Annotated in this window: 19 protein-coding genes and 1 pseudogene; 8 read left to right on the top strand and 12 right to left on the bottom strand. The window is 55.9% G+C overall.

Features of this window, described 5'->3' with window-relative positions; all coding sequences use genetic code 11:
* Positions 1 to 154 precede the first annotated feature (154 nt).
* Both C7H08_RS14810 and C7H08_RS14805 read left to right on the top strand, forming a co-directional pair.
* Positions 155 to 1981 (top strand): DUF1631 family protein, encoded by a 1827-nt coding sequence (locus tag C7H08_RS14810; protein WP_106673017.1) that lies wholly within the window; start codon positions 155 to 157, stop codon positions 1979 to 1981.
* A 9-nt stretch (positions 1982 to 1990) separates the two neighbouring features.
* Positions 1991 to 2404 carry a PilZ domain-containing protein gene (locus C7H08_RS14805; RefSeq protein WP_106673016.1) on the top strand — a complete coding sequence of 138 codons (414 nt, stop codon included), beginning with the start codon at positions 1991 to 1993 and terminating at the stop codon, positions 2402 to 2404.
* Positions 2405 to 2460: 56 nt separating this feature from the next.
* On the opposite strand, the gene C7H08_RS14800 is transcribed toward C7H08_RS14805, so the two are convergent.
* The 7 genes from C7H08_RS14800 to gloB form a co-directional block, all read right to left on the bottom strand.
* Positions 2461 to 3246, bottom strand: a complete 786-nt coding sequence (locus C7H08_RS14800; protein WP_106673015.1) for an enoyl-ACP reductase FabI — start codon at positions 3244 to 3246, stop codon at positions 2461 to 2463.
* A 68-nt stretch (positions 3247 to 3314) separates the two neighbouring features.
* A complete protein-coding gene (locus C7H08_RS14795) occupies positions 3315 to 4913 on the bottom strand; it encodes an ABC transporter ATP-binding protein (protein WP_106673014.1) in 1599 nt (532 codons plus the stop codon).
* Position 4914: 1 nt separating this feature from the next.
* Positions 4915 to 5937, bottom strand: a complete 1023-nt coding sequence (locus C7H08_RS14790; protein WP_106673013.1) for an ABC transporter permease — start codon at positions 5935 to 5937, stop codon at positions 4915 to 4917.
* A 2-nt stretch (positions 5938 to 5939) separates the two neighbouring features.
* Positions 5940 to 7025: a microcin C ABC transporter permease YejB gene (locus tag C7H08_RS14785; protein ID WP_106673012.1), complete on the bottom strand. Its 1086-nt coding sequence runs from the start codon at positions 7023 to 7025 to the stop codon at positions 5940 to 5942.
* Between the two features lie 47 nt (positions 7026 to 7072).
* The gene (locus C7H08_RS14780; RefSeq protein WP_106673011.1) at positions 7073 to 8905 is read right to left on the bottom strand and encodes an extracellular solute-binding protein; all 1833 of its coding nucleotides are present in this window, start codon (positions 8903 to 8905) and stop codon (positions 7073 to 7075) included.
* Positions 8906 to 8917: 12 nt separating this feature from the next.
* Entirely contained in the window at positions 8918 to 10657 is a 1740-nt protein-coding gene (locus C7H08_RS14775) for a LysM peptidoglycan-binding domain-containing protein (RefSeq protein ID WP_106673010.1), read from the bottom strand.
* Positions 10658 to 10820: 163 nt separating this feature from the next.
* Positions 10821 to 11615, bottom strand: coding sequence for a hydroxyacylglutathione hydrolase (gene gloB / locus C7H08_RS14770; protein ID WP_106673009.1), 795 nt, complete (start codon positions 11613 to 11615; stop codon positions 10821 to 10823).
* A 126-nt stretch (positions 11616 to 11741) separates the two neighbouring features.
* On the opposite strand from gloB, the gene C7H08_RS14765 reads away from it, so the two are divergent.
* From C7H08_RS14765 to C7H08_RS14750, 4 genes and pseudogenes are all read left to right on the top strand, one after another.
* Positions 11742 to 12530, top strand: coding sequence for a class I SAM-dependent methyltransferase (locus C7H08_RS14765; protein ID WP_373284928.1), 789 nt, complete (start codon positions 11742 to 11744; stop codon positions 12528 to 12530).
* Between the two features lie 17 nt (positions 12531 to 12547).
* A complete protein-coding gene (gene rnhA / locus C7H08_RS14760; RefSeq protein ID WP_106673008.1) occupies positions 12548 to 12985 on the top strand; it encodes a ribonuclease HI in 438 nt (145 codons plus the stop codon).
* Positions 12986 to 13032: 47 nt separating this feature from the next.
* Positions 13033 to 13740, top strand: a pseudogene (dnaQ, locus tag C7H08_RS14755) (DNA polymerase III subunit epsilon); the annotation flags it as partial.
* Between the two features lie 222 nt (positions 13741 to 13962).
* Positions 13963 to 15669, top strand: a complete 1707-nt coding sequence (locus C7H08_RS14750; protein WP_106673006.1) for a FimL-related protein — start codon at positions 13963 to 13965, stop codon at positions 15667 to 15669.
* An 82-nt stretch (positions 15670 to 15751) separates the two neighbouring features.
* Here the strand turns inward: C7H08_RS14750 and C7H08_RS14745 are convergent, their stop codons facing one another.
* Complete coding sequence (locus C7H08_RS14745) at positions 15752 to 16066, bottom strand: SCP2 sterol-binding domain-containing protein (RefSeq protein WP_106673005.1); 315 nt, start codon at positions 16064 to 16066, stop codon at positions 15752 to 15754.
* Positions 16067 to 16292: 226 nt separating this feature from the next.
* Between C7H08_RS14745 and sohB the strand changes: the two genes are divergently transcribed.
* The gene (sohB, locus tag C7H08_RS14740) at positions 16293 to 17354 is read left to right on the top strand and encodes a protease SohB (protein ID WP_106673004.1); all 1062 of its coding nucleotides are present in this window, start codon (positions 16293 to 16295) and stop codon (positions 17352 to 17354) included.
* A 47-nt stretch (positions 17355 to 17401) separates the two neighbouring features.
* Positions 17402 to 18403 (top strand): YhdH/YhfP family quinone oxidoreductase, encoded by a 1002-nt coding sequence (locus C7H08_RS14735; protein ID WP_106673003.1) that lies wholly within the window; start codon positions 17402 to 17404, stop codon positions 18401 to 18403.
* 199 nt (positions 18404 to 18602) lie between these two features.
* Here the strand turns inward: C7H08_RS14735 and C7H08_RS14730 are convergent, their stop codons facing one another.
* From C7H08_RS14730 to metH, 4 genes are all read right to left on the bottom strand, one after another.
* Positions 18603 to 19109 (bottom strand): DUF934 domain-containing protein, encoded by a 507-nt coding sequence (locus C7H08_RS14730; protein WP_106673002.1) that lies wholly within the window; start codon positions 19107 to 19109, stop codon positions 18603 to 18605.
* Positions 19102 to 20754 (bottom strand): nitrite/sulfite reductase, encoded by a 1653-nt coding sequence (locus C7H08_RS14725; RefSeq protein WP_106673001.1) that lies wholly within the window; start codon positions 20752 to 20754, stop codon positions 19102 to 19104. The genes C7H08_RS14730 and C7H08_RS14725 overlap by 8 nt, the downstream gene beginning before the upstream one ends.
* A gap of 365 nt (positions 20755 to 21119) precedes the next feature.
* Positions 21120 to 21359, bottom strand: coding sequence for a DUF2970 domain-containing protein (locus C7H08_RS14720; RefSeq protein WP_106673000.1), 240 nt, complete (start codon positions 21357 to 21359; stop codon positions 21120 to 21122).
* 14 nt (positions 21360 to 21373) lie between these two features.
* On the bottom strand, positions 21374 to 25072 hold the full coding sequence (gene metH, locus C7H08_RS14715) for a methionine synthase (protein ID WP_106672999.1): 3699 nt from the start codon (positions 25070 to 25072) through the stop codon (positions 21374 to 21376).
* Between the last annotated feature and the right edge of the window lie 183 nt (positions 25073 to 25255).

The following is a 25255-nucleotide window of genomic DNA, read 5'->3' as shown; positions in this document are numbered from 1 at the left end:
ATCGTTGCATCACCGGTTAACGCTGTCATTATTCGCCCGGTGTTAGATGATTAATGCGAATGGCGCCGGCATGCAGTTGCGGTAAACCCCGGCGAGTTAGTTATACTGCGTTATTTGAAGGCCCTTTTCAACGCTTCCAGACAACAGGTAACGGATGTCGGCCACTCCCAGAAAACCACAAGCTGTCTCTTCCTCCAGAAAGGTGGTTTCAGAGAGGATCAATCAGGTTCTAGCCGGTATTCGGGTGCCGGATTTGCCGTATCCGGTCGGCAAACCAGCGCCCGACTCCGTGCCGGACTGGCGGCCTCTGCTTTTTTCGTGCTGGACCGAACAGCGCGATGAGCGTGTCACCCAGGTTTTGCGCTCTGTAGAGATCGAATGGTCCGTGCGTCAGGTCAATGCGGCGTATCTCTCAGACCGGATCATGGACGTGTTCTTGAAAACCAGTGGACTGCATACCACCCTGGTTAGCCGCATTGCCCGGCTCCGTTTCTGGCTTGCGTGGCAACTGGATGCCAACGGGGCAGAAGCGTTCAGCAACGCCCTGCTGGATTGGCTCGACAACCTTCAGGAGTGGCGTGGCTGGAGCGATACCGGTGGGCGTTCGGCCCGAGTTCTGCTGGATCAGCTCGACAGCCTGGTGATTGCGGTGTCTGCTAGCTTCGAGTCAGGCAGTGTCGACTCGGTCGAGGATTATTGCCATCAATGGCTGATCGATAGAGAGAAGAGGGAAACTCAGGTCGGCCGGTTACGAGAGCGGTTACTGGAGACCGAGCAGGGCGCCTCTCGTCAGCGGTTTGCTGATCAGGTTGCCAGAGCGCTGATTGGCCGTGCGCTGACCGGTCGCAACCTGCCCACCGCGATCAGCCGGTTCATCCTTAATGACTGGTATAAGGTGCTCAAGCAGAGTGTCTGGGCTGAAGGTTCTGAAAGCGAGCTGTACCGACATGCCAATAAACTGCTGGAATGGCTGGTGTGGCTGGGCGATCCCGCGCTCTCTGATCGTGACCGCAACCGGCTGTACCACGTCGGCGAACAGATTGGTGATCGAGTACAGGATGTCTGGTCGCGGGCACTCGACCAGGGTTTGCCTCAGACTGCCCTGGACGATATCCAGGCGGTTATCGTTGCCAGAATCCGAGGAGAGGTACCCGAGTTGAAACCGGCGTTATCAGGAGAGGGCAATTTCACCTGGGAATCCCAGTGGCTGTCCGTGACGCCGGTACCCACTGAGGACGCCGCATCGTATTGTGGTCGCTGGTTTGTTGAAGGTGAGGACGCCCGCGAACAGCGCCGGTTCTTCTTTGCGCTGTTAGAGGATAGCAGTGAAGTGCTCTGGACCAATGGCGCCGGCGTTAAGCTCGGACTGCAGGCCTGGCCGTTGTTTATGGCTGATATCGAGTCCGGGTCTGTTCGTTCGCTGCCGTCTCCGACGCCTTTTGGCGATGTGTTGTCTGAGGCGGTAGATCTGCTGTCGAAGGTCTGTGCCAAGCAGCTGAAACAGCGCGAGCAAGCCGCCCGGGAGGCGCGAGCCCGGGCCGAAGTATTGCGACGAGAGAAGGAAGAGGCGGAGCGGGCCAGAATGGCGCACGAGGCTGCCAGGCAGGCCGAAATTGAACAGCAGCAAGCGGAGGCTGAGCAGCAACGGCTGGAAGACGAAATGGCAGAACAGGCAAGGCTGCACAGGGAGCTTGAGATTGTGGCGACCAAACAGGTTGAGGGCATTGGCTTGGGGGGCTGGATTGTCCTGACCCCAGAAACCGAAGGTGAGGACCCGATCCGATTGAAGCTTGCCGTCAAGATTTCAGCATCGCGAAAGTTTGTCTTTGTTGACCGGTTGGGTCTAAACCGGAAGGAGCTGCTGCACGACGAGCTGGTTGCAGGCATCGTCGATGGCCGTATTCGTGTACTTGGCAGTGCCGCGGCATTTGATGACACCCTGAGCCGGGTGGTTGGTCGAATCCGGGTTGGTCGTAATTAAGGGCAAAAGATGACAGATGACAATTATCAATTTGGCACCTCTCAGGTGTTGCCGTCTGGCAAAGATAAACGAGAAGACTACAGGCTAACGGCCAGAGCCAGGGCCTGGATTCAGCGTGAGTCGCCAGAGCCGGGAGCGAATCAGGATGAGCTGGCTGGTAAGGTCACGTTGGAATGCCAGATCAGGGACATTTCCGCCCGGGGGTTGAGCCTTGTGATTGCAGAGCCTTTGAGCGTGAATTCATTGCTGATGGCGGAAGTGAGTCTCGGGCTTCAGCCGAAGGGGTTCGAGCTCATGGTTGAAGTCATGTGGTGCCGGGAAGCTGACGAGGGCTACCTGGTCGGGATCCGGGTTCTGGAATCCGACGACACCGATTACCTGGACTGGATGGAAGCTGTTGCAGCCGCGTTATCTGAGGGCTGAAGACAAAGAACCGGCGCAAGGCCGGCTCTTTGTGACAACGGGCATCCAGAATCTGGTCAGTCTTCCAGCTCACCCATGCCGGTGATGTTGAAACCGCCGTCAACGTACAGAATTTCGCCGGTGATGCCGGAAGCCATATCTGAAGACAGGAACGCGGCTGCGTTGCCGACCTCACCGGTGGTGACATTGCGACGCAGAGGGGCCCGCTTGGCGTTCTCGGCCAGCATACGGCGGAAGCTTTTGATGCCAGATGCCGCGAGAGTCTTGATCGGGCCGGCAGAAATGCCATTTACCCGGATACCTTCTTTACCCAGGGCTGCAGCCATGTAGCGAACGTTGGCTTCCAGAGAGGCCTTGGCCAGCCCCATTACGTTGTAGTTCTGCAATACCTTTTCAGCGCCCAGATAGCTCAGTGTGAGCAGACTGCTGCCTTCGTGCATCATGGAGCGGGCACCCTTGGCCAGGGCAACAAAGCTGTAAGAGCTGATGTCGTGGGCAATGCGGAAACCGTCCCGGCTGGTGACGTCGACAAAGTTGCCATCGAGCTCATGGGCCGGCGCAAAGCCAACCGCGTGAATGATGATGTCAATGTGATCCCAGTGCTTGTTGAGCTCCGTGAAGACGTTTTCGATTTCCTCGTCACTGGCGACATCGCACGGGAACGTCAGCTGGCTGCCCCACTGGTCCGCGAACTTGACCACGCGGGATTGCAGCTTCTCGTTCTGGTAGGTGAAGGCCAGTTCGGCACCTTCACGGGCGAAAGCCTCGGCAATGCCGTAGGCGATGGAATGTTTGCTGGCAACGCCAACAATCAGTGCTTTCTTGCCACTGAGAATTCCCATGGGTATCTGCTCCCTGTGTTCCTTGGTTTTGACGCATTATCCCCGACATATTCCCGCCGGGGTAACACTCAATTGGTCGTAGTCTGGTAAAAGAATGCTGCGTTCAGCAACTCCCGGGTGTAGTCCTGTTGCGGATCCCGGAAGATGGCCTCGGCGGCACCATACTCCACAATCTTGCCGTCTCTGAGCACCAGCAGCTTATGGCTGAGTGCCCGAACAACCGCGAGATCATGACTGATAAAAATGTAGCTTAGCTTATATCGGGCCTGGATTTCCCGTAAAAGCTCAATCACTTGCTTCTGGACTGTGCGGTCCAGGGCGGACGTTGGTTCATCAAGAATAATCAATTCGGGTTGCAGAACAAGCGCACGGGCAATGGCAATGCGCTGCCGCTGTCCGCCGGAAAATTCGTGGGGGTACCGGTGGCGGGCGTCAGGGTCAAGGCCAACATCCGTCAGCGCCCGAATCACCATGGCCTCATGCTGCTCGGCGCGCCCGTTATCGTGGATCTCCAGCCCCTCACGGACAATTTCTTCAACCGACATGCGCGGGCTCAGGCTGCCAAACGGATCCTGAAATACGATCTGAATCCGTTTGCGCCAGGGTCGGAACTGCTTTTGGGATAGAGGGCCGAGATCGGTACCTGTTAAACGAATGGTGCCGGTACTGGCCGTCAGTTTCAGCAGCGCGTGGCCAATGGTAGTTTTGCCGCTGCCGCTCTCACCAACAATGCCAAGGGTTTCTCCGGCCTGAAGCTGAAAACCGACATTCTGAACGGCATGGAAGCTCTCGGTAACCCTGCCCAGCAGATTCTTGCGGATGGTGAAACGGACGTTAAGGTTGTCCACCTCCATCAGCGTGTCGGTGATTCCTGCCAGCGGATTCGGGTGATCCGGTGGCTCTGCGTCAATCAATTTGCGGGTGTAGGGATGCTCCGGGTTGGTAAACAGGCGCTCGGTCTGAGCCTCCTCAACCTGTTTGCCATGCTCCATTACCACCACCCGGTCGGCATAGCGACGTACGATGCTGAGGTCGTGAGTAATCAGAAGAATCGCCATGCCGAGCTTCTTCTGCAGCGATTTGAGCAGTTCGAGAACCTGCTTCTGAACGGTGACATCGAGTGCGGTGGTCGGCTCATCGGCAATCAGTAATTCGGGCTCGTTGGCAAGGGCCATGGCGATCATCACGCGCTGTTTCTGCCCGCCGGAAAGCTGGTGGGGATAGCTTTTCAGCCGACGTTCCGGATCGGGTATGCCGACCAGCTCCAATAACTCGAGACAGCGCTTTCGGGCCTGTGGTCCGCGCATACCCATGTGCAGTTCCAGAGTTTCAGTGACCTGCTTCTCTACCGTATGCAGCGGGTTGAGAGACGTCATGGGCTCCTGGAAAATCATGCTGATTTCCCGTCCACGGATCTGGCGCAGTCTCTTGTCTGAGACGGTTAACAGGTTTTCACCCCGGTACAGGATCTGACCGGAAGGGTAGCTCGCATGGCGCGCATCCAGCAGCTGCAGGACAGACAGCGCAGAAATTGATTTGCCGGAACCGCTTTCACCGACCAGGGCCAGGGTTTCACCGGCTCCGATCTGGAGTGAAAGTTTGTCTACCACTCGTGGGCCATGATCAAAACAAATGGACAGCTCCGAGATGTTCAGAAGTTCACTCATGTTAGTTCTTTCTCGGGTCAAAGGCATCGCGCACGGCTTCGCCGACAAACACCAGCAAGGTCAGCATCACCGACAGCGAAACAAACGCGGAAATACCGAGCCAGGGCGCGTGCAGGTTGGACTTGCCCTGGGCAATCAGTTCGCCCAACGACGGTGATCCGGACGGCAGGCCGAAGCCGAGAAAATCCAGTGAGGTCAGCCCGGTAATGGCGCCTGTCAGAATAAAGGGCAGAAAGGTAAGGGTGGCAACCATGGCGTTTGGCAAAATGTGCCGGAACATGATGTGCCGGTTATCCAGCCCCAGGGCTCTGGCGGCTTTGACATATTCAAAATTGCGGGCCCGCAGAAACTCGGCGCGCACCACGTCGACCAGCCCCATCCAGCTGAACAGCAGCATAATGCCCAGCAACCACCAGAAGTTTGGCTGCACCAGTGCTGACAGAATGATCAGCAGGTACAGCATCGGCAATCCCGACCAGATCTCGATGAAGCGTTGTCCGAACAGATCGATCTTGCCACCATAGAAGCCCTGAATCGCGCCAATGATCACGCCGACGATGCAGCTCGCTATAGTGAGCGTCAGACCGAACACCACCGAAATACGAAAACCGTAAATCACCCGGGCGGCGACGTCGCGGCCCTGATCGTCCGTGCCCAGCCAGTTTTCTGAACTTGGCGGGGCCGGTGAGGGTACCTCCAGCTCATAATTAATGGTGTCATAGCTGAATCGGATGGGCGGCCAGATCGCCCAGCCATTGGCGGTGATTTCATCGCGAATAAAGTGATCACGATAGTTCGCCTCGGTCGGCAGAAAACCGCCGAAGGTTTCCTCCGGCACCGTCTGCACTACCGGGAAGTAGAGATCCCCCTGATAGGACACCACCAGAGGTTTGTCGTTAGAGATAAGCTCGGCCACCAGAGACAAACCGAACAGGGCAAGGAACAGCCAGAGCGACCAGAAGCCGCGACGGTTGTTGCGAAAGTTCCGGAGGCGACGGCGCTGGATAGGAGTCAACCGGGCCACGATTACGCGCCCTCCCGGCTTTCAAAATCGATGCGGGGATCCACCAGCACATAGGTGATGTCGCTAACCAGCTTCAGCACCAGCCCCATCAGGGTAAAAATAAAGAGAGTGCCGAAGATCACCGGGTAATCACGGTTGAGCGCGGCTTCAAATCCCAGCAGTCCCAGCCCGTCCAGCGAGAAAATAACCTCGATCAACAGAGACCCGGTAAAGAACAGCGACACCAGCACGCCGGGCATACTGGCGATCACGATCAGCATGGCATTTCGGAAGACGTGGCCGTAGAGCACCTGCTTTTCTTCAAGGCCTTTGGCCCTTGCGGTCACGACGTACTGTTTGCCGATTTCGTCCAGAAACGAGTTCTTGGTGAGCAGGGTCAGCGTGGCAAAACCACCGATCACGTTGGCGGTCACCGGCAGAGCCAGGTGCCAGAAATAATCGCCAATCTTCTGAAGCCAGGTCATCTCGTCGAAATTCGGTGAAGTCAGGCCTCGCAGCGGAAACCAGTCAAAATAGCTTCCCCCCGCGAACAATACGATCAGCAGGATCGCAAACAGAAACCCGGGAATCGCATAACCCACGACAATGGCGGAACTGGTCCAGACATCAAACCGGGAGCCGTCACTGATGCCTTTGCGGATCCCCAGCGGAATCGAAATCAGGTAGATGATCAGGGTAGACCAGAGCCCGAGCGAGATGGATACCGGCATCTTGTCGATGATCAGCTCAACCACCGTGCGGTCACGGAAGAACGACTCACCAAAGTCAAAGGTGGCGTAGTCCTTGAGCATTTTCAGGAAGCGTTCATGGGCGGGTTTGTCGAAGCCGTACATCACCTCGATTTCTTTCAGCAGTTCCGGCGGTAAACCGCGGGAACCCCGGCTATCACCGGAACTGGTAACCACTTCGCCACCCATATCGCCGCCACCGGCCCGGGCCAGGGCACTGCTGCCATGGCCTTCCATTTGGGCGATAAACTGCTCAACTGGCCCACCGGGTGCCGCCTGAACAATTACGAAGTTGAGCAACATGATCCCCACCAGCGTGGGGATGATCAGTGCAAGCCGCCTGAGAATGTAGATGCCCATTTACCGGAAGAGTCCTTTCATGACAGCGTTGGGGTTAGATCGACTGATCAGGGTTTGACCCACCAGTTATTGAGGTCGATGCCATTCTTCGGTGTGACCTCCGGTCGCTGCAGATGGTTCCAATAGGCAACCCGGTCTTTGGTCAGGTGCCAGTGTGGGATCACGTAATGGTTGTGCAGCAGCACCCGATCCAGTGCCCGAACCCGGTGCACCAGTTGGTCCCGATCCGGCGCTTGAATCACCATCTCCACTAATTGATCCACCACCGGATGGCGAACCCCCATAAAGTTCCTGGAGCCGGCAATCTCTGCGGTGCTGGAATGCCAGTATTCGCGTTGCTCATTGCCGGGTGAATCAGACTGCGGCAGCACCTGAGTGATCATGTCGAAATCGAAACTGCGTACACGCTGGATATACTGATTACTGTCAACAAGACGAACGGTGACATCAATGCCCAGGCGCTCAAGGTTTCTGGCGAAGGGCAGGACTACCCGTTCAAAACTTTTCTGAAACAGCAGAACTTCAAAAGCGAGTGGCGCACCGGTCTCGTCATTCACCATTTTGCCGTTGCGGATGCTGTAGCCGGCAGCTTTGAGCAGCGCCATGGCGTCACGAAGGTTGTCGCGCATGGTGCGTTCGCCCGCGGTGTCGGGGGGTGCGTATTCGGTGGTGAAAACGTCTGGATCGAGCTGGTTCCTGAAAGGCTCAAGGATTTTCAGTTCGGCGCCTTGAGGCAAGCCAGACGATGCCAGCTCGCTGTTCTCAAAGTAACTGTTGGTCCGGGTGTACTGATCGAAGAACAGGTTGCGGTTGGCCCACTGGAAATCAAAACCATAGGCCAGGGCTTGCCGAACCTTGGGATCACTGAAGACGGCCTTGCGGGTATTGAACACAAAACCCTGCATTCCACTCGGGCGTTGATGTGCGATGGCCTCACGCTCAATGCTTCCGTCTTCGAAGCGTCGACCGGTGTAGGCCGTTGCCCAGTTCTTGGCAGAGGTTTCCTGGCGGAAATCGAAATTTCCCGCTTTGAAGGCTTCCAGCGCCACGGTGTCGTCGTTGTAGTACTCGTACTGGATGCGGTCGAAGTTGAAGCGGCCTTTGCGAACGGGAAGGTCTTTTGCCCAGTAATCGGCAACGCGTTCATAGTTGACCGAGCGGCCGGCGTCATAGTCGGCGATTCGATAAGGGCCGCTGCCGACCGGGGTGTCCAGACCGCTGCGGTCAAACTCTTTGTCCTGCCAGTAGTGAGCCGGAAGGATCGGCATCTGCCCGAGAATCAGCGGCAGTTCGCGATTGTCGGTGTCGCCGAAATCGAAGCGGATTCGGTGGCTGTTCTCAATGGTGACGTTACTGATGTCTGCGTAGTAATTACGGTAAAACGGGTGGCCTTCGGTAGTCAGAATACGGTAGGAAAACTCTACGTCTTCGGCGGTAATCGGGGTGCCGTCCTGAAACTGCGCCTGTTTCCGAAGATTGAAAATCACCGAGCGCCGGTCATCCGGAATTTCGGCGCTTTCAGCGATCAGCCCGTACTCTGAGAAAGGCTCATCAGCGGAAGATTCCATCAGCGTGTCGTAGACATAGGCACTGACACCCGCAGCTGCGACGCCCCGGATCACGAAGGGGTTGAAGCTGTCAAAGCCGTTGGAAACCACCGATAGCTTTAACGTGCCTCCCTTGGGAGCCTCCGGGTTGACGTAATCGAAATGGCTGAAATTCTGAGGGTATTTCAGCTCGCCGTGCATGGCGATCCCATGGACGGGCTGGAGCCCGTCGCTCTGGTGATCGTCTGCAACACTCAATGGGGTAGCCAGCAAGGCCAGGGACGTAATCAGTCCAGACAGAGCCAGGCGCGGTGCTTTCCGTGTTTTTGTCATGGTTCTCGCACGTTATGGGCTGTTTCTTATGTCCACGTAGAGTACCAGACTTTGGCCGGGTTGCAGATAACGGCTGGTATTAAGATCGTTCCATGATGCGATGTCCCGCACATTCACTGCAAACCGGTTGGCAATGGCAGACAGTGAGTCGCCCTGGCGAACGCGGTAACCCACTTTGCGCACCATCGCGTTATTACGTTGATTGCTCGCCACCATGGTGGGCTGGGCGGTTTTGGACCAGATTACCAGTTGTTTGCCGGGAATCAGTGGATCGCCCGGCGCCATGCCGTTCCAGCCGGCGACTTCGCGCACAGACACTCGGTGTTCACGGGCGATGTCCCAGAAGGTGTCTCCCCGGCGAACGGTGTAGTCGACCTTGTTGCCGTCGCGCTTCCGCTCCTGAGTGCGTTGCAGCCGTTGGGACTGGCTCAGCGCATACGCATTCGAGCCTTTGGTCGCTGACGGGATCAATAACTGTTGCCCGATCCGGATCAGATCCGTGTTGAGTTTGTTGACCTGCTGAATTACCGACGGGGTGGTGGAGAATTTACGGGCAATAGTGTTCAGGCTATCGCCACCCTGTACCCGGTAATTTTGCCAGGACACTCGTTGATCGGCAGGGAAATCCGCCAGTGCCGTGCGGAAAGCGTCAGCTTTCTCGATCGGAACCAATAAACGGTGCGGGCCATCCGGGTTGGTGGCCCATCGGTTGTAGGAAGGATTCAGCAGATAAATGTCATTGATCTCGATGTCGGCCAACGCTGCGGCTTGAGCCAGGTCGAGCTGGGACCCGGTGTCGACCACCGCAAAGAACGGTTCGTTTTTCAATGCTGGAAGCTCAATGCCATAAGCGTCTGGGTCGTCGAAAATTTTCGCCAGTGCAATCAGTTTGGGCACGTAGTGCCGGGTTTCTGTAGGCAGGCTGAGTGACCAGAAATCGGTTGGCTTCCCGGCGTTGCGGTTCCGGCGCATGGAACTGGACACGGTGCCGCCGCCGGCGTTGTAAGCAGCCAGTGCCAAGGTGTAATCACCATCAAAACGGTTGGCGAGGCGGTCGAGGTAGGTCAGGGCTGCATCGGTTGCAGCGATTACGTCTCGGCGATCATCGTGCCACCAGCTTTGGGTCAGACCGAAATATTTGCCAGTTGAGGGAATGAACTGCCATAAGCCGGCGGCGCGGCCATGGGAATAGGCAAATGGATCAAAGGCGCTTTCAACGATGGGCAGCAGAGCCAATTCGTTGGGCAGACCGCGCTTTTCCGTTTCTTCAAGAATATAGTGGAGGTAACGCGAGCCCCGCTCCACCACTCGGTCTATGTAGCGGGGATTACGGGCATACCAGTCGAGCTGGGCTTGCACCCTTGCGTTGCTGACCGAATGATCCAACTCGAAGCCGGCTCTTAACCGGTGCCAAAGATCATCGCCGGATTCTGCCAGGTTCTGTCCGTCGCGAGGGCTGTCGAGTGTTTCACGAGCTTCCCGAGCCTGTTTGCGAAGCTCTGGTGCTATGGCGTCATCCAGGGGTGCTTCGCCGGCCTTTTTGCCGTTACCTGCCGCAACCGATTTTTTCAGATCTTCATCACCCCGGGCGACCACCACCTCATCAGAATTTAGAGGATTGCGTTCAGTATTGTTCTGGTCATCGCCGAACCACGCCGACGGCGAGTGCCAGTTTTCCAGGACCTGGCTGGTGCTGCAGCCTGCGAGTAAAGTGCTGGCAACCAGCGCGTAAGACAATCGTTTGACCGACATAAAGGGAGCTTCCGGGTAAGGGCCGAGTGTGACTAAAAATCCGGCACATTTAACAGTTTACGGTCGATATCAGAATCGGATTCTATGAGAGCCCTTTTCCGGGGGTCAATACAGCTGATGTTACGGCTGTGACAAGAAATGTTAATAAGACACCTATTGCCGCTCAGAAGTGGTCCTTACCATGGCGAATGGCGGCAAAGACTGAGCTTTCCGAATCGCAGGGTAAACCGATTTCCGTCGCGTAGCGTTTGGCGGCCTCGATCACGGCGGGATCGTCCCATCTCAGGAAAGGGTTCAGGGCGTTTTCTGCAGCAATGGTGGAGGGTACGGTGGCTTCGCCACGGTCACGCCTGGCGATGCAGTCCTGTTCAAACCGCGCCAGTTCAGCGTCGTTTGGGAGCCAGCTCCGGGCAAATCGCAAATTGGCGAGGGTGTACTCATGTGCGCAATAAACGGCGGTCTGATCCGGCAGGGCGCGCAACGACGCCAACGATTGGCGCATTTGCTCCGGCTTTCCTTCGAACAGGCGACCGCAGCCACACACAAACAATGTGTCGCCACAAAACAGTACCGGGCGGTCGTTTACAGGCGTGTTGCAGTAGTAGGCAACGTGATCCAGCGTATGGCCGGGCACAGCCATGACCTCAAAAGTCAGGCCTTGCCAGACGACCTCATCGCCGGGGTGGGTCTGATTGGTCACGCCCTTGAAAGGAGAGTCGGCAGGACCGGTTACCCGGGCTTGCGGGAAGGCTTTCAAGAGCGCAGCGACACCACCGGTGTGATCGGGGTGGTGATGGGTGACCAGGATGGTGTCGAGCGATAACTGATGTTGCTCAAGGTGATCCTGAACGGGTTGGGCCTGGCCAGGGTCGACGATCAGTGCTTTTCCGGATTCCTGGTCTGCCAGACACCAGATGTAGTTGTCGGAAAACGCGGGAATGGCTCTGATATTGAACATGATGACACCATGTGTTCAATGAATGTGCCTGTTATGATAAAGCAACGCCGTGTCTATCCCAAGGTTCGTTCGGAGCCAGGAGCTGGCGGTGGCTCAGGGAACATTTAGATGATGGAGGTTAATAAGGTGAAAGCCTCAGTACCTGTTGACTATTCACGGCGGCATGAAAGCTTTGAACGCTGGTTTCAAACCCCGCTGGGGCGGTCTTTGTTGGCGAGTCAGCGCCGGGTTCTGGATCATTCGTTTGAAGGGCTGGCCGGGGCCCGTCAATTGCAGGTGGGGCTCAGTCACCGGCTACCATTGGCGAGTGGCGCGGATTTCGTGCAAAAGATCATCACCTCACCGTGCTGGCAGCCGAACATGCCAGACGGCGTCGCGGTGTGTGATGCTGACGAGTTGCCATTTCCCGGTGAATGCATGGATCTGGTGATCCTGCATCACGCAGCGGATTTTTCTCCCGACCCGCACCAGGTGTTGCGGGAATCTGCCCGGGTGCTTCGCGGGGAGGGGCGAATTGCCCTGATTGGTTTTAATCCGTTGAGTCTTTGGGGAATCCGGCGCCTGGTGTCGCGCCATCAGCAAGGCCCCTGGGGCGGTCGATTCCTGATGCGGTCCCGGATGGAAGACTGGCTGCGGCTATTAGGTTTCCATCTGGAAAGTTCATGCACGCACTTCTGCACACTGCCTGTTCAGAGGGCAGAAGGCTACACCACCAGAAACCATCGGTTACTCAACCAGAATGGGCACTTCGTCCCGGTCGGCGCTTATTACTGTATCCTTGCGCGCAAGAAAACGTATTCGCCAATTCGCACGAGAGCATCTTGGCGCAAGACCAAGGTCATGCATTTTCCGGGTGCAGTAGGCGCCTCCAGAGGTTGCACGAACAAGGCGCCCGACAACATTGATAAGCATTGAAAACAGCAGGAGAACGGATGGCTGACAAAGTAGTGATCTACACAGATGGTGCCTGCAAAGGCAATCCGGGACGGGGCGGCTGGGGCGTGGTGATGCGATATGGCGGCGCTTGCAGGAAGTTGCATGGCGGAGAGCAACAGACCACGAATAACCGCATGGAATTGATGGCGGCTATCCGGGGGTTAAGGGCGCTCACCCGGCCTTGTGAGGTTGAGCTGTACACGGACTCCCAGTATGTCCGCAAAGGCATCACCGAGTGGCTGGCGGGCTGGAAGCGAAATGGTTGGAAGAATTCGGCGAAAAAGCCAGTCAAGAATGCGGATTTATGGCAAGAGCTGGACACCGAAACTGCACGCCACACGGTGAGCTGGCACTGGGTGAAAGGGCATTCCGGAAACCCGGATAATGATCTCGCCGATGAGCTGGCAAACCAGGGTGTTGCGGAACTGTCCTGAGCCTGATTGCGAGAGCGGTTACACGTTACGGCTAACACAGAGAGCACGAGGTCATGAGACAGATTGTACTGGATACTGAAACCACGGGTATCGATCCGAGAGACGGCCACCGGATCATCGAAATTGGTTGTGTTGAGGTGATTGAGCGGGAGCTGACGGGGCGTAATTACCACGTCTATATCAACCCTGAGCGCGAAGTCGAAGCTGAGGCCATCACCATTCATGGGATCACTAATGAGTTCCTGACCGACAAACCGCGATTTGCACAGGTCGCTGATGAATTCTTTGAATTTATCAAAGGGGCAGAGCTGGTTATCCATAATGCAGCATTCGACGTGGGCTTTATGGATTCAGAGTTTGCGCGCCTGAAGCCGGCCCGTAAAACCGCGGAGCACTGTGGCATTGTCGATACTTTGGCGATCGCCCGGGCCAAGCACCCCGGCCAGAAAAATAATCTCGATGCGCTGTGTAAACGTTATGGCGTAGACAACAGCAACCGGGACCTGCACGGCGCACTGCTGGATGCGGAGATTCTGGCCGATGTCTATTTGCTGATGACCGGTGGCCAGACGGCGTTATCGCTGGATGCGAACGCTGGTGAAGACGGTAGTGCGGGCGGAATCCGGCGGATCAGCCGGGAGCGATCACCGCTGACGGTGATTCGGGCCAGCGAAGCAGAGATCAGTGCCCACGATGAGCTAATGGCCAGGATGCAGAAGCAGGCTGGTGAAACCGTGTGGAGTAAATTGCAGTAACCGGAATGAGAACCACGTCAGGCTGTACCATTTGTTACAGTCTGGCTTTCTTGAGGTACTTGAGTTTTATGTTATAAGTAATGATTAGTTCGCCAGTTTTACGCGATCAGCAACTAGGCCGGTTAGGGTGCATGGCCCTTGAAAAAACAGCTGGCCAGCGATATTCCGGTCACCGTTCATGAACAGGATGCGGTAGTTTCCGCAATGTAACAGGAAGCGTTTATGGTTCAGTCGTCTCTTGCGACGAAATCGCAGTCGTTTGATCTGGTCAAAAGTGAGATCGAGCAGACCATCAAACAGGCAGAATCCAGCCTTGAACGCTTTCAGGAAAACCGTGAGAGTGGGGAAGACCTGCAGAACTGCGTTGATTACATCAACCAGCTGCGGGGCATCTTTATTCTGGTCGAGTTGCGCGGTGGCACACTGTTGTGTCAGGAGGCCGTTAGCCTTGCCAACGATGTGCCGGTCGGTGCCAACGACGACAAGAACATCCTCCTGACCACGCTGAACAGCGCCCTGTTTATCTTGCGTCGCTACGTCGAGTACTACCATCAGCAAAGAGAGGATCATCCGGAGCTGTTACTGCCGGTGATCAACGATCTGCGGGAGGCTCGCCGGGAAAAACCCTACCCTGAGTCCTGTTTTTTTGAAGTCGACGTTAAGGAACGTCCCGACTTCTGCTCTGGCTTGTCTCTGAAGCCACTTGAGGACGGTGATACCGAATATGAAATTCTTGCCCGTCGCATGCGCCTGACGTTCCAGGTTGCCTTGCTCGGGATACTCCGTGAACGCAACGAAATTGTCAGCAAGAAGCTGGTGGCAAGAGCGTCTCGTGGTTTTGCCCGATTGTGTCAGGGTGCTCCGATGGGGCAGATGTGGTGTTTGCTGGCCATCGCCGCAGATACCATGCAGGATCGGACCATGGGCTTTAACAAAGCTCGCAAACGTCTGTTGATGCGAGTTGAAAAGTACGCCCGTGAACTGGTTTACGTCGGCAAGGTTGCGACCACCAAGGATGCCCCCGATTCGCTGATCAAAGACCTGATTCATCTTCTTTACTGCAGCGGTTCCGGCAATCCGGAAGTGACAAAGGTGTTGTCTGCGTACCGTCTGGCACCGTCTGAATTTCCGGATGCGCTGTTGGAAGCACATTCCCGCCGTTTGTATGGCCCCGGAACGGATGTTCTGAAATCCCTGTCGGAAGCACTTCAGGAAGAGCTGAATCAACTCAAGGACAAACTCGATATTATCGAGCGTGGCATTGAGCCTGATCTTGCTGAACTGGCGTCCATTGCCGACGCGCTGGAGCGTTTAGCGAACACGCTGGTTATGCTGGACCTGAACCGTCTGGCGGGGATTGCCCGGGAAGAAGCGACAAAACTGCGCCAATGGGAAGAGGAAAAACGTCTGCCCGCGGAAGAGGAGCTGTTTCGTCTGGCCGACTCGGTATTGGGTGTTGAAGATGCCGTTATGCAGATTGTTACCCGGGGCATTACTTCCGAAACCGATGCGTTGGCGGGCACTGAGCGTAATCGCAGCGAATCGATCTATCTGCAGGAAGCCATCTGGGTAGTGGCCGACGAAGCACGGAGTGCGTTGACGCTGGCCAAGCGTGCCATTACCGCGTTTATAGAATCAGACTTCGACAAGCTGCACCTGGCTAACCTGCCTACTACCCTGAGAAGTATTTGGGGCGGGCTGCAAATGGTAGACGATCCCCAGGCTGCGAATGTCATTGCCCGTGTAGCTTCATCCATTCAGGTTAAGCTGCTGGATGCCAGAGAGGCGCCAGCATCACAGGTGCTTGAGGCGTTGGCCGACGCGTTGACCTCGCTGGAATACTACATCGAGAGCATCGGTCGTCGGGAAGATCGTAACACGGATCTTCTTAATCTGGCTGAGTCGTCTCTGGATGATGTCGGGCTTTAACCTTTCGCATTCAGTGTTGATCGCCTCATAAAAAAACCTGCGACGATGCGCAGGTTTTTTTATGACCGGTTCAGAGTGGGGGTTAGCCCATCTTGAACAGTTCACCCAGCTTGGTCGCCAGCATCATGTCACCTTCGGCGCGCAGCTGACCAGCCATGAACGCCTGCATGCCGTCGGTTTCGCCGGATACAATGCCCTGCAATGTTTCAGAGTTCATGATCAGGGTAACAGAAGGATCGTCGTTAGGGCCTTCGTGCAGCTTGCAAGTGCCATCGTTGATCACGAGGTGGTAGGTTTTGTCGTCTTCGATATCGAACTGAAAAACCAGATCCAGGCCTTGAGCGGCGTCTGCGTTGAAATTCTGTTCGAGTTTTTCAAATACCTGAGCTACAGCCATTGTCTTACCCTTTTGATGGTTGTCTTGTCATGGTGACGATTTAAATCCCGAGCCTGAAAAGACTGTATAACAGCCCGGGCAGCGCCAACCTCGCCATTCGACTTTATGGTCAGAACCGGGCTCTGTCAAGCTTGATCGAACGCTTGTTTTAATTCTTTTTGTACTTATCACACCCTCTGCTAGGGGGTACACTCATTGCTTTGCAAAGACGTCTGGAGACTGCATTTTGGAATTTCTTATCGAATACGGACTTTTCCTCGCCAAAGTAGTGACCTTCGCGGTGGCTGCCATCATTCTGGTCTCAATAATCTTCTCGGTAACCCAGCGCGATCGGGAAGATCACGATGGCGACGGTGAACTGAAAATCCGAAAACTCAATGATCAGTACCGGAGACTGAAAGAGTCCATTCAGTCCACGCTGATGTCTGATGCTGAGCACAAGGCCTGGCTGAAGCACAAGAAAAAAGAAGCAAAAGCCGAGAAGAAGGCCGCCAAAAACGAGAAGCACAGCGAGCCTGATAAAGAAGCAAAGCCCCGGATCTATGTCCTCGACTTTGATGGCGATATCAAGGCCAGCGATACAGATACCCTGCGCCGGGCCGTATCGGCCGTGCTCAGTGTTGCCAACCCGGGCAAAGACGAAGTGGTGGTTCGTCTGGAAAGCGGCGGTGGCCTCGTACACGCCTATGGCCTGGCCTCCGCGCAACTCGACCGTATTCGCAGCAAAGGCGTGTCGTTGACCGCCTGCGTCGACAAGGTTGCCGCCAGTGGTGGTTACATGATGGCCTGCGTCGCTGACAAAATCATCGCGTCGCCTTTTGCCGTGCTGGGCTCCATTGGTGTTGTCGCCCAACTTCCCAATTTCCACCGGTTGCTTCAGAAAAACAGTGTCGACTTTGAAGTGCTCACCGCAGGCGAACACAAGCGTACCCTGACGGTGTTTGGTGAAAACACCGAAAAAGGTCGCCAGAAATTCCTGGAAGACCTTGAAGATACACACGTCCTGTTCAAAGAATACGTCAGCGAACGCCGCCCCAGCCTCGACATACAGGCCATCGCCACGGGTGACATCTGGTTCGGCACGCGGGCACTTGAGGTTAACTTGATTGACGAGATTAAAACCTCCGACGAATATCTCATTGAAGCCTGCGAGCGCGGCGACGTAATCTCGGTAACGTTCCAGCGCAAGAGGACCCTGCCGGAAAAACTCGGGCTCGCTACCAGTGCAGCGCTTGAGCATACTGTCTGGAAAGTGCTCAGCACGTTCCGTAATCAGAAAATCCAGTAGGCCTGACCTGCGGCTTGGCTTGAACCCAATAAAAAATGGAGTGCAGCATGACCAAGAATACCGACTACATGGCATGGCAAGTTGACGAACAAAATGGCGAGTACGAAGGTTGCGAAACTCTTCTGAGCACCAAAGATTTGCCAGAAGGCGAGGTGTTGGTCTGGGTGAGCCATTCCTCTCTCAACTATAAAGACGCTCTGTCTGCCTCCGGTAACAAAGGCGTTACTCGCGCTTTTCCGCACACGCCCGGCATTGATGCTGCGGGCGTGGTCAGTGAGTCGGCCACAGGTCAGCCTGCCGTTGGCAGCAAAGTGATCGTTACTGGCTATGACCTCGGCATGAACACCCCGGGTGGTTTTGGCGAATACATCCGCGTACCGGCGACCTGGTGTGTGCCCATGCCCGAAGGTTGGGACAGCCGCACAGCCATGATTTACGGCACTGCCGGCCTCACCGCCGGCTTGTGCGTCCAGAAACTGCTGACCATGGGCGCCAAGCCAGAGCAGGGCAAAGTCGCCGTCACCGGCGCCAGTGGCGCTGTCGGCAGTGTTGCCGTCGAAATCCTCGCGAACCTGGGCTTTGACGTCGTCGCCATAAGCGGCAAAGCTGACCACGCCGACGCCCTGAAAGCACTGGGTGCCAAGGAAGTCCTCGGCCGCGAAGCCCTGAGCGAAGACAAAAAGCCCATGCTCAAACCGGTTTTTGCCAACGCCGTCGACACCGTAGGTGGCATACCCCTGGCCGAACTCCTCAAACAGGTACTTCCCGGCGGCTCCGTCTCCATCTGCGGCCTGGTCGCCGGCGTACCACTGAACACCACGGTACTGCCGTTCATCCTGCGTGGCGTCAACCTGCTGGGCGTCGACTCGGTCGAAATCCCGCTGGCGGACAAAAAGAGGGTCTGGGAAAAGCTGTCAGGTGACTGGAAGTGCCCGAACACAGAAGCGTCAGCAAAAGATATCAGTCGCAGCGAACTGGACAGTGCCCTGAAGGCGTTTTTGAAAGGGGAGTCGTCAGGAAAAATCGTGCTGGATCACGCCAAATCCTGAACACTGAAGGCAATTTAGAATCCAGCCGGAAAGTCTGACTAGAAGGGTGAGGGCGAGCTTTCCAAAACCTTGCGAAGCCATGGATGGCGAAGCAGAGCGTACAGGGACGTATCCACAGCGTGTTTTGGAAGGCTCGCCCTCGCCCTTCGTACTCCGGACGTAAACTCTTTAAAATCTACGCCCGGAGCAAAGATCGAGCTTAAGAAGCCCGACGACGAAACAAAGGCTGATCCGTATCCGAAGCCGCCTGATAACCCTGACTGAAAAAGTTCAGACACCGGGCCGCCTTGGAGATATCCTTGTCAGCACGCAACACATAAGAATCAAACCCGCAGCGCTTCATAAACTGCAGCTGATCCAACAGCACATCGCCCACCGCCCGAAGCTCACCGGCATAACCAAACCGCTCCCGCAACAGCCGAGCAATACTGTAACCGCGACCATCCACAAAGCGCGGAAAATTCACCGCAATCAACGGCAGCTCATCCACCTTGCCCGCCAGTAATTCAGGCTCATCATGGCTATCAAACCAGACCCCGATATCGTCCCGGCCGGCGTAATGCTCGTGACCAGCCAGCCACAAATCCGCCGGAATCAACGCTGGCTGATCTGCCGGAATAGCCAGAGATTCTCCTTCAGCCGGGCGTGCAACCAGCACCCAGTTATCGTTACGAACAGTGCCGTCAGCGGCAATAACGTCAGGCATAAACCCGCTCCTTGAATGGCTCAAGACCAACCCGGCGATAAGTGTCCAGGAATGTCTCTTCTTCAGTACGTTTATCGACGTAGACATCAATCAGCTTGGCAATCACTTCCGGCATCTGGTCCCGGGCGAACGACGGCCCAAGAATCTTGCCAATGGTGGCATTGTGGTGTGAGTCGCCGCCCAGGCTGACTTGATAGAACTCCTCACCCTTCTTGTCGACACCCAATACTCCGATCGTGCCGACGTGGTGATGACCGCAGGCGTTCATGCAGCCAGAAATGTTCAGATCAATCGGGCCGAGATCGTACAAGTAATCCAGGTCGTCAAAACGACGCTGAATAGCTTCCGCCACAGGAATCGACTTGGCATTGGCCAGGGCACAGAAATCACCGCCCGGGCAGCAGATCACGTCGGTCAGAGTGCCCAGATTGGCGGTGGCAAAACCCAGCGGAATAAGACGCTGCCAAAGCTCGAATAACTGGTCCTGGCGCACATCGGCCAGTACCACGTTTTGCTCGTGAGTGGCGCGAACCTCACCAAAACTGTACTGATCAGCCAGGTCGGCAATCTGCTCAAGCTGGTGGTCGGTCACATCGCCCGGGGGAGTGCCGGTTTTCTTGAGGGTAAGCGTGACACCGGCGTAGCCGGGTTTCTTGTGTTCACTGACGTTTTGGGTCAGCCACTTGTCGAACTCACGATTCTCGAACCGTTGTTTGCCCAGTACGTCTGTGGCGTCATTCAGCGCCTGGTAAGCAGGCTCGGTGAAATAGCCCTGGAACTTCCTCACCGCGTCTGGCGTCAGGCGGGTCGGGGAGGTGCGAATGTGTTCCCACTCGGCTTCTACCTTCTCCGCAAAACCCTCAGGCGTCAGCGCCTTCACCAGAATCTTGATGCGTGCCTTGAACTTGTTGTCACGGCGACCATAGCGGTTATAGACCCGCAAAACCGCTTCAAGGTAGGTGAGCAGGTCCAGTTCCGGCAGAAACTCCCGGATAACCGGCGCCACCATCGGCGTTCGGCCGAGGCCGCCGCCGACATGAACCCGAAAGCCCAACTCGCCCTGATCATTGCGAACCAGTTGCAGACCGATGTCATGCACCTGAATTGCTGCCCGGTCAGTTTTTTCCGAAGCGTTAACCGCGACCTTGAATTTGCGCGGCAAAAAGGCAAACTCCGGATGGAAGGTCGACCACTGGCGGATGATTTCGCAGTAGGGGCGCGGATCGGCTATTTCATCTGCCTGGACCCCGGAGAACTGGTCTGTGGTGGTGTTACGGATGCAGTTACCGCTGGTCTGGTTCGCGTGCATTTCAACTTCCGCCAGTTCCGCCAGGATATCCGGTACATCCTCCAGGTTGGGCCAGTTCAGCTGGATGTTGGTGCGGGTGGTAAAGTGGGCATAGCCCTTGTCGTAATCACGGGTGATTCGTGCCAGCCTGCGAAGCTGATCCGAGCGCAACATGCCGTAAGGCACGCAGATTCGCAGCATGGGAGCAAGGCGCTGGACATAGAGCCCGTTCTGCAGGCGGAGCGGAAGAAACTCTTCTTCCGCCAACTCGCCGGCGAGCGCGCGCTCGGTTTGATCACGAAACTGGTCAACACGTTCTGCGGCGATTTGCCGGTCGTGTTCATCATAAACGTACATAGGGTGACGTCCTGCCTGCTTACTTCAGAAGTGCTTGTTGATGGATGGCGCCTCAAAAAAATGAGGGCCTTATTCCTGTAGGGCAGGATAACATTGGGTTTTTATTCTTAAAATGATTATTTCAAGATATCATTATCGATTCAGGTGATAAGCAGAGGCGGAGCGAGCAGGGCACAGAGATTGGACGAACCGTAATTTCCTGCTTTAATGAGAGCGTAAGTATTGATAACAAAAAATATAATCTATCGAGGAGTAAGCTATGAAAAAGTCCGCCAGATCAGACAGCAGTGCCGATGCCGTAGCCGCCGTATTGCTTGTTATGCTTGCAGTTGTCTTTGCCGTGGTCTGGGTGTCCGGCCAGTAGGTTACTGGCTGGCCAGTACCAGATTCACGACCAGGATCAGCCCGCCAACGAAGACGGCACCGAATAACAGTCCCGCCACTATATAAGGTACCGGGCTGTGGCCCGCGAAATCTTCCTGCCGACGCTTCTCGGACTGAACGCCCAAAGCGCCGGCGAAGACAGTTTGCATGATTTTGAGAACGCCTGGCGAGCCAGGTTGTTTCTTCTCTTTGTTGTCCTTGTTGTCTGCAAGGTCATTCATCTATATCGCCTTTTCTATTCTGCGGGGTCGTAAGCCAGGCTTGGCATCAGCCACCGCTCTGCTTCGGTTTTGGATATACCCTTGCGCTCAGCATAGTCCTCAACCTGATCAACGCCAATCATGCCGACCGCGAAATATTTGGATTCCGGATGAGCGAAATACCAACCTGACACCGCCGCTGTCGGGTACATGGCAAAGTGCTCGGTCAGCTCAAGGCCGATGTTGTCAGTAGCTTCCAGCAACTTGAACAATGTCGCTTTTTCCGTGTGATCCGGGCAGGCAGGGTAGCCGGGTGCCGGACGGATGCCCTGATAGCGCTCCTTGATCAGGTCTTCGCTGGCCATTTGTTCTTCCGTGGCGTAACCCCAGAATTCTTTGCGGACCCGCTCATGCATGCGCTCGGCAAAGGCTTCGGCCAAGCGGTCTGCGAGGGCTTTGACCATGATGGCGTTATAGTCGTCGTGCTTTTCCTTGAACTCCAGCGAGAACTCCTCGGCACCAATGCCGGTAGTTACCGCAAAACCGCCCACGTAATCGATCTGATGTGAGCTCTCAGGCGCGACAAAATCAGACAGGGACATCATCGGTTTGCCGGGCGCTTTCTCATCTTGCTGGCGCAGGCTGTACAGCGTCGTCAGTTCTGCTGTGCGGGTGTCATCGGTGTAAACCACAATGTCATCACCACGACGGTTTGCTGGCCAAAAACCAATCACACCACGAGCCGTTATCCGTTTTTCATCAATCATTTGTCTGAGGATCTTCTGACCATCTTCGAATAGATTGCGTGCCGCTTCGCCCCGCTTGGGGTCGTCAAAAATGGCCGGGTATTTGCCTGAAATATCCCAGGAGATGAAGAACGGCGTCCAGTCGATGTAGTCAACCAGTTCGTTCAGATCATACTCCTCAAATACCCGAACACCGGTGAACTGGGGGCGAGGTGGTTGATAGCCTTCAAAACTGATTTCGGGGGCTCGATCACGTGCTTCTTTCAGCGACACCAGTTTGGTTCGAACGCCACGATTTTTGCGGCGCTCGCGGATTTCATCGTATTCCGTGCGGGCAGCTTCGACCAATGCCGGCTTGGCGGTTTTGCTGAGCAGTTGAGAGGCCACGTTCACGCAACGGGACGCATCCGACACATACAGCGCCATGTCATTCTTGTAATGCGGCTCGATCTTCACCGCAGTATGAGCCTTGGAGGTGGTGGCGCCACCGATCATCAACGGAATCTTGAAGTCCAGTCTCTGCATTTCCCGGGCGACATGTACCATTTCGTCCAGGGACGGGGTTATCAATCCACTCAGACCGATAATGTCGACGTTTTCTCTCTTCGCGGTTTCCAGGATCTTGTCGCAGGGCACCATCACGCCGAGATCGATCACCTCGTAGTTGTTGCACTGCAGAACCACGCCAACGATGTTTTTGCCGATGTCATGCACATCGCCCTTCACGGTGGCCATCAGGATTTTGCCCTTGGCCTGCTGCTGCCCGGATTTTTCCGCCTCAATGTAGGGGATCAGGTGCGCGACGGCCTGTTTCATTACCCGGGCGCTTTTGACCACCTGGGGTAAGAACATCTTGCCGTCACCGAACAGGTCGCCAACCACGTTCATCCCGTCCATCAACGGACCTTCGATCACCTCGATGGGGTGGCTGGCGTTCTGGCGGCAGGCTTCGGTGTCGTCAATGATGTAGTTGGTGATGCCTTTAACCAACGCATGTTGCAGGCGTTTTTCAACCGGCCATTCGCGCCACGCCAGGTCTTCTTCCTGGGTCTTGCCGCCTTTGCCTTTGAATTTTTCAGCGACGACGAGCAAGCGGTCGGTGGCATCGTCCCGGCGGTTGAGCACGACATCTTCAACCAGAGCTTTGAGATCCGGCTCGATTTCATCGTAAATCACCAGTTGCCCGGGATTCACGATGCCCATGTTCATGCCGGCCTTGATGGCGTGATACAGGAATACCGAGTGGATGGCTTCGCGCACGGCGTCGTTGCCACGGAACGAGAAGGAGACGTTGCTGACGCCCCCGGAAATGGACGCGTAAGGCAGGTTTTTCTTGATCCAGCGGGTGGCATTGATGAAATCCACCGCGTAATTGTTGTGCTCTTCAATGCCGGTGGCGATCGCAAAGATATTGGGATCGAAAATAATGTCGCCGGGGTTGAAGCCGATGCCGACAAGCACGTCGTAGGAGCGTTTGCAGATTTCCGTCTTGCGCTCGTAGGTGTCTGCCTGGCCGTCTTCGTCAAAGGCCATGACCACCACGGCGGCGCCGTAGCGCATACAGGATCTGGCCCGCTTGATAAACTCCTCTTCGCCTTCTTTCAGACTGATGGAGTTCACCACGGCTTTGCCCTGAATGCAGCGCAAGCCGGCTTCAATGACGTCCCATTTGGATGAGTCGATCATGAGCGGTACGCGGGAGATGTCCGGCTCCGAGCCCACCAGATTGAGGAAAGTCACCATGACCTCCTTCGAATCCAGCATGCCCTCATCCATGTTGATATCGATGATCTGAGCGCCGTTTTCGACCTGATCCCGAGCCACGCTCAGGGCCTCTTCGTACTGCTCTTCCTTGATCAGGCGCAGGAAGCGCTTGGAGCCGGTCACGTTGGTGCGCTCACCAACGTTGATGAACAGCATATTCTCGTCGCCGGTAAATGGCTCCAGGCCAGACAGGCGCAAGGCCTGAGGGCGCTCAGGAATCTGCCGGGGCGGGTACTTGGCAACGGCTTTGGCGACGGCTTCGATGTGATCGGGGCGAGAGCCGCAACAGCCGCCAATGATGTTCAGAAAACCGTCTTTGGCGAAGCCCTCGATGATCTCCGCCATCTCTTCCGGGGTCTGGTCGTATTCGCCGAACTCATTCGGAAGACCCGCGTTCGGGTGGGCAGAGACGTAGGTCTCGGCTTTGTTCGACAGTTCTTCGACATAGGGTCGCAGTGCGTCGGCACCCAGGGCGCAGTTCAGGCCGACTGAGATGGGCCGGGCGTGGGCTATGGAATTATAAAAAGCTTCGGTGGTCTGGCCAGACAGTGTTCGCCCGGAAGCGTCGGTAATGGTGCCGGAAATCATGATCGGCAACTCGATACCGCTGTCTTCAAAGAACTGCTGGGTGGCGTAGATGGCCGCCTTGGCGTTCAGGGTATCGAAAATGGTTTCGATCAGAATGAGGTCAGAGCCGCCCTCGACCAGGCCGGAGACCGCCTCGTAATAGTTATCCACCAGAGTCTGAAAATCGACGTTCCGGTAACCGGGGTTGTTCACGTCCGGGGAGATCGATGCAGTTCGGGAAGTAGGGCCGACCGCACCCGCCACAAAACGGGGTTTGTCCGGATTTTTGGCGGTAAATTCGTCCGCGATTTCCCGGGCCAGGCGGGCCGCCGCAATGTTCAGCTCCCGAGCCAGCTCCTCCAGGCCATAGTCCGCCTGTGACACCCGGGTGGAGTTGAAGGTGTTGGTTTCGATGATGTCCGCACCCGCGTCCAGATAATCCGCATGAATATTGCGGAGCAGGGCGGGTTGGGTAAGGTTGAGCAGGTCGTTGTTGCCCTGAACTTCCCGATCATAGTCTTTGAACCGATCGCCCCGGAAAGCGGTTTCGTCCAGTTTCTGATTCTGAATCATGGTGCCCATGCCGCCATCAAGAATAATGATGCGTTCTTTGAGGGCTTTATGCAGCTGTTCCAGACGGGTAGTGCGATCGGTCATAGGGTCTTCTTCCGGGTGTCTTTAATTACGTCGTGTTTTTTGTGGCGGCGCGGGATCATAGCAAAATTGTACGAACACGTCTTAATACGGATGATCATTAGTAGGCGCCGGATAGTGCGGCCCCTGCAGACCGTTCATACGTGGAATTCATTATCCTATTAATGCCCGACTATTTTACTTGGT

The organism is Marinobacter halophilus, from assembly GCF_003007685.1.
In the GTDB taxonomy this organism is placed as follows: Bacteria; Pseudomonadota; Gammaproteobacteria; order Pseudomonadales; family Oleiphilaceae; genus Marinobacter; species Marinobacter halophilus.
The sequence above is the reverse complement of the archived record's forward strand: the minus strand, read 5'-3'. Positions and strand labels throughout refer to the sequence as shown.

What these genes read in the sequence shown, in the direction of transcription:
- C7H08_RS14810 (WP_106673017.1), top strand. Translation starts at nt 155, where the DNA reads ATGTCGGCCACTCCCAGAAAACCACAAGCTGTCTCTTCCTCCAGAAAG.
- C7H08_RS14805 (WP_106673016.1), top strand. Translation starts at nt 1,991, where the DNA reads ATGACAGATGACAATTATCAATTTGGCACCTCTCAGGTGTTGCCGTCT.
- C7H08_RS14800 (WP_106673015.1), bottom strand. Translation starts at nt 3,246, where the DNA reads ATGGGAATTCTCAGTGGCAAGAAAGCACTGATTGTTGGCGTTGCCAGC.
- C7H08_RS14795 (WP_106673014.1), bottom strand. Translation starts at nt 4,913, where the DNA reads ATGAGTGAACTTCTGAACATCTCGGAGCTGTCCATTTGTTTTGATCAT.
- C7H08_RS14785 (WP_106673012.1), bottom strand. Translation starts at nt 7,025, where the DNA reads ATGGGCATCTACATTCTCAGGCGGCTTGCACTGATCATCCCCACGCTG.
- C7H08_RS14780 (WP_106673011.1), bottom strand. Translation starts at nt 8,905, where the DNA reads ATGACAAAAACACGGAAAGCACCGCGCCTGGCTCTGTCTGGACTGATT.
- C7H08_RS14775 (WP_106673010.1), bottom strand. Translation starts at nt 10,657, where the DNA reads ATGTCGGTCAAACGATTGTCTTACGCGCTGGTTGCCAGCACTTTACTC.
- gloB (WP_106673009.1), bottom strand. Translation starts at nt 11,615, where the DNA reads ATGTTCAATATCAGAGCCATTCCCGCGTTTTCCGACAACTACATCTGG.
- rnhA (WP_106673008.1), top strand. Translation starts at nt 12,548, where the DNA reads ATGGCTGACAAAGTAGTGATCTACACAGATGGTGCCTGCAAAGGCAAT.
- C7H08_RS14750 (WP_106673006.1), top strand. Translation starts at nt 13,963, where the DNA reads ATGGTTCAGTCGTCTCTTGCGACGAAATCGCAGTCGTTTGATCTGGTC.
- C7H08_RS14745 (WP_106673005.1), bottom strand. Translation starts at nt 16,066, where the DNA reads ATGGCTGTAGCTCAGGTATTTGAAAAACTCGAACAGAATTTCAACGCA.
- C7H08_RS14735 (WP_106673003.1), top strand. Translation starts at nt 17,402, where the DNA reads ATGACCAAGAATACCGACTACATGGCATGGCAAGTTGACGAACAAAAT.
- C7H08_RS14730 (WP_106673002.1), bottom strand. Translation starts at nt 19,109, where the DNA reads ATGCCTGACGTTATTGCCGCTGACGGCACTGTTCGTAACGATAACTGG.
- C7H08_RS14725 (WP_106673001.1), bottom strand. Translation starts at nt 20,754, where the DNA reads ATGTACGTTTATGATGAACACGACCGGCAAATCGCCGCAGAACGTGTT.
- C7H08_RS14720 (WP_106673000.1), bottom strand. Translation starts at nt 21,359, where the DNA reads ATGAATGACCTTGCAGACAACAAGGACAACAAAGAGAAGAAACAACCT.
- metH (WP_106672999.1), bottom strand. Translation starts at nt 25,072, where the DNA reads ATGACCGATCGCACTACCCGTCTGGAACAGCTGCATAAAGCCCTCAAA.